This is a genomic window from Paenibacillus forsythiae T98 (genome assembly GCF_000520735.1).
Classification (GTDB): Bacteria; Bacillota; Bacilli; order Paenibacillales; family Paenibacillaceae; genus Paenibacillus_AQ; species Paenibacillus_AQ forsythiae.
In genome coordinates this window covers 1-3,867 of record NZ_ASSC01000660.1, presented here as the reverse complement: position 1 = coordinate 3,867, position 3,867 = coordinate 1, and the positions used below count along the sequence as shown (strand labels likewise).

Sequence of the window (3,867 nt, the reverse complement as noted above, 5' to 3'; positions counted from 1 at the left end):
ACCGATGACGCCGTGCATGCGCTCGTTCAGCGGCTGCATGATTTTGCGCGAAGCCATCCCTGGCCCAAGGAGTGGCTGAGGGAGACGGCGGCGGGCTTCTCGCTGCCGGATACCGAAGCCCTGTCGCGCACGCCCTGGATGGGCAGCATACTCGGCGAGGCAAGACTGGCGCTGGCCGCCGCCGTCAGCCAGCTGGAGCGGGGGCGGGACATCGCCCTTAAGCCCGGCGGCCCCGCGCCATACGCCGAAAGCCTGGCTGCGGATCTGGACATGGTTGAAGGGCTGCTGCGGGCTGTGGAGGAAAAACCCTGGGACCAGCTGTATGACCTGTTCCGGAGCGTCTCTTTCGGCAAGCTGAAGCCCTGCAAGAAGGATGCGGCCGATCCCGCTCTTCAGGAGGCTGTTAAAGGCTTGCGCGATGAAGTCAAGAGCCTGATTGGGGAGCTCCAGAACTCGCTGTTCGGACGCCCGGCGGACGCCTTTCTGCGCGAGCTTCACGAAGCGGCTCCGCTGATGAAAGAACTGGCGGAAACGGTGATTCTGTTCGGCGAGCGCTACCAGGCGGAGAAAGCGGGCAAAGGGCTGGTCGATTTCAGTGATCTGGAGCATTATTGTCTCGATATTCTGCGCCACCCCGATTCGCGAATGGGAAATTCCATGCCTTCGGACGCTGCGCTCGAATACCGGGCCCAGTTCGACGAGGTGCTGCTTGACGAATATCAGGATACGAACAGCGTTCAGGAAGAAATTGTGCGGCTGATTTCGAGGGAGCAGCCGGGAAACCGGTTCATGGTCGGCGATATGAAGCAGAGCATCGTGCGCCCATAAGGCGCATCAGTTTTCCCTGCTAAGCCGGGGGGCTTCCAGGGTATGGAAGTCATGTCACCCAACTTATCCGAAAGGGAAACCGGACGGGGAGTGTAGCATGTTGGGAAAGTCGCGAGTTGGTGAGCTAACACACCACGACTGAGCGGCGAGACATAAAGGTAAGTACGAGGATGAAAGCTAAAACTGCTTGAAGTCTAGTCTCAGCGGGGCCATGTTTCCCGGCAGGAAAGTTAGCTGCTACCTGCCTCCAGTGCATCTGACAGCTGGATAGATCGAACACTGTCAGACACTTCGGATAGATAGATGCTATAATCCGTAGTGATACCCAAGCTTCTCCGCACTGGCGCACACCTGGATAGGTGGAAAGGACGAAAGGACCATCCGACAACTTACCACGCTTGAACTGATGTGACTAAATGGGGATTACCTAAGTGGGAACGCCAATATCTGGCTATACTCCGCAGGGAGTTGAATATCCCATACGGTAACGGAGTCTCCGTAGTAGTCCGAGACAGGGAAAGCCTGTTACATGGCGAAGGGAGACAGCTTGTTGGTATAAACTTTGCGGAAAGGAGCGCAAGGCTCCATGAATTCTAGCGAAACTTTATACCTATTGACCAAGATATCGAGTGAGAAACCTGATTACGTGTTCGAAAGGGTTTACCGTCACTTCTATAACGTGGACTTCTATTTGAGGGCATTTGACAACCTCTACGCCAATAACGGCAGCGGAACAGCAGGTGCTGATGGCGAAACGGCAGACAAATTCAGTCTGGCGAAAATCCAGAAACTCATTGAAGTCATGAAGGACGAGTCGTACCAACCTATTCCGGTTCGCAGGGTTTACATACCCAAGAAGAACGGGCAAAAACGCCCTCTTGGGATTCCCGGCTTCTCGGATAGGGTCATCCAAGAAATCTGTAGGATGATTCTGGACGCGATTTATGAACCCACGTTCGAAAGTTTCAGTCACGGGTTCCGACCCAATCGCAGTTGCCACACTGCCCTACACGAAGCAAAGATGGAATTCAAGGGAGCGACTTGGTTCATCGAAGGGGACATCAAAGGATACTTTGACAACATCTCCCATCACAAACTGATCGCCCTCCTGGAGAAGAAAATCAATGACGCCAAATTTATCAGGTTGATTTGGAAGTTCCTAAGAGCTGGATACCTTGAAGATTGGAAGCATTACGGCACATACAGCGGTACACCGCAAGGTGGCATCGTCAGCCCGGTGCTTGCTAATATCTACTTGGATCATTTCGACAAGTGGTTTAACTCCTATAAACAGAAATTCGACCTTGGTACACCGCGATCCAAGAAAATTAGTCCGTTATACAAAACCTTGGATATGCGAATCGTACGAGCCAAGCGAAAGCACGATGCCGCGTCCGACTCTGGTACGGCTGACAGCCTAATCGAATTCATCAAGGAACAGACCGAACAACGAAACAGCGTCCCTTACTACACCTTCCAAGAAGCCAAGTTTGCGCGTATCAAGTGCATTCGTTACGCCGACGATTTCATCGTCGCCGTATGGGGAAGCAAGGAGCAGTGCGAGAAAATCAAACAGGATATCAAGGGATTCATGCATGAGGAACTGGAAATCGAGCTGTCGCAAGAAAAGACGCTCATCTCCCACACCGAGAATGGAGCAAAATTCCTTGGTCACATTATGAGGGTCAAGAACGACTGGAACTTTAGAACGGATAAAAACGGCGTGAGAAAGAGGTCCTACAACGGTTGCGTTGAACTCTACATGCCAGATGACACGGTCAGGAGCTTCATCACGAAGTACAAGATGGTTAAAGACATCAACGCTAAGCAGTGGAGAATGCTTCAGGACCCGACCATCGTCAACCATCCCGAACTTGAAATTGTCGCACTTTACAATGCCCGCCTCAGAGGTCTTTATAACTTCTACAAAATGGCGGTCAATGTGAATCGGTACATGTGGCAACTCCGGTACGTGATGGAATACAGTTGCCTTGCGACTCTGGCTAACAAGCACAAGACGAGCATTGCCAAGATCAAGCAGAAGTACTCGGTTGATAAACATTGGGGCATCCCGTATGAGGATAAGAAAGGTCAGACTAAAATCCTTTATTTCTACAAGGACGGGTTCAAGAGGACGAAGACCCCCCTCTCCCGCACTGACCCGGATGTACATCCAAACTTACTGCCCTTCTTCAACAACCCTACGAGCCTAGTCGATCGAATGAAAGCCGGTCGATGCGAGCTCTGCGGAACCGATGACCCTAGCTTGAACTACGAGGTGCACCACATCAACAAACTCAAAAACCTCAAAGGCAAAGAACGCTGGGAAACTATGATGATTGAGAAGAACAGGAAGACACTCATTGTCTGCGCTGCGTGTCATGATAAAATCCATCGTGGTGAATAGGTATCTCTGGTCAAGATGACAAGTGGAGAGCCGTATACTTGGAGACAAGTACGTACGGTTCGGAGGGGAGTTCTTCGAAACCAGTCACAGCAATGTGATAAGGCGCGGGGTTCTTACCCTACTACCGCTTTCGCCTCGCAGAGCCGGGATTGTTCCTGGACAAGTACCGCAGCTACGGCAGAAGCGGCTTTGCAGGCAAGCCTGGCCGGGAAGGCCGGGAAACGGACGGATATAACAGTGAAGCGATAAATGGCGCTGAAACCAGAGAGGCCACAGGAGTCGTCATCGACCTTGCCCGCAATTTCCGCAGCCGGATGGAGGTCGTGGACGCCGTCAATATGCTGTTCCGCCGGATCATGAACGAGACGGTGGCCGAAATTGCCTACGACGAGCGGGCGGAGCTTGTATACGGCGCGAACTTTCCTGGCGCGGCGGACAAGGGGCCGGATACGTACTTTGCTCCGGAGCTGCTGCTGATTGACAGGGGAAGCTCCAAAGGCGCGCCGGAAGAAAGAGGCGAAGACGGAGAAGCGGGGCCGGGCGAAAGCGAGTTGATCGAAAGCGAGACCGCCCAGCTGGAGGCCCGGGCCATTGCCCGGCGGATTGTCCGGATGACGGGCAAGAACGGCGGG

Annotated in this window: 1 protein-coding gene and 2 pseudogenes; all 3 read left to right on the top strand. The window is 53.2% G+C overall.

The window, feature by feature from the left end:
- A pseudogene (locus L692_RS29610) lies at positions 1–822 on the top strand (UvrD-helicase domain-containing protein); the annotation flags it as partial.
- 592 nt (positions 823–1,414) lie between these two features.
- Positions 1,415–3,235, top strand: coding sequence for a reverse transcriptase domain-containing protein (locus L692_RS0120475; protein ID WP_025701905.1), 1,821 nt, complete (start codon positions 1,415–1,417; stop codon positions 3,233–3,235).
- A gap of 149 nt (positions 3,236–3,384) precedes the next feature.
- Positions 3,385–3,867 (top strand): annotated as a pseudogene (locus tag L692_RS29605) (ATP-dependent helicase); the annotation flags it as partial.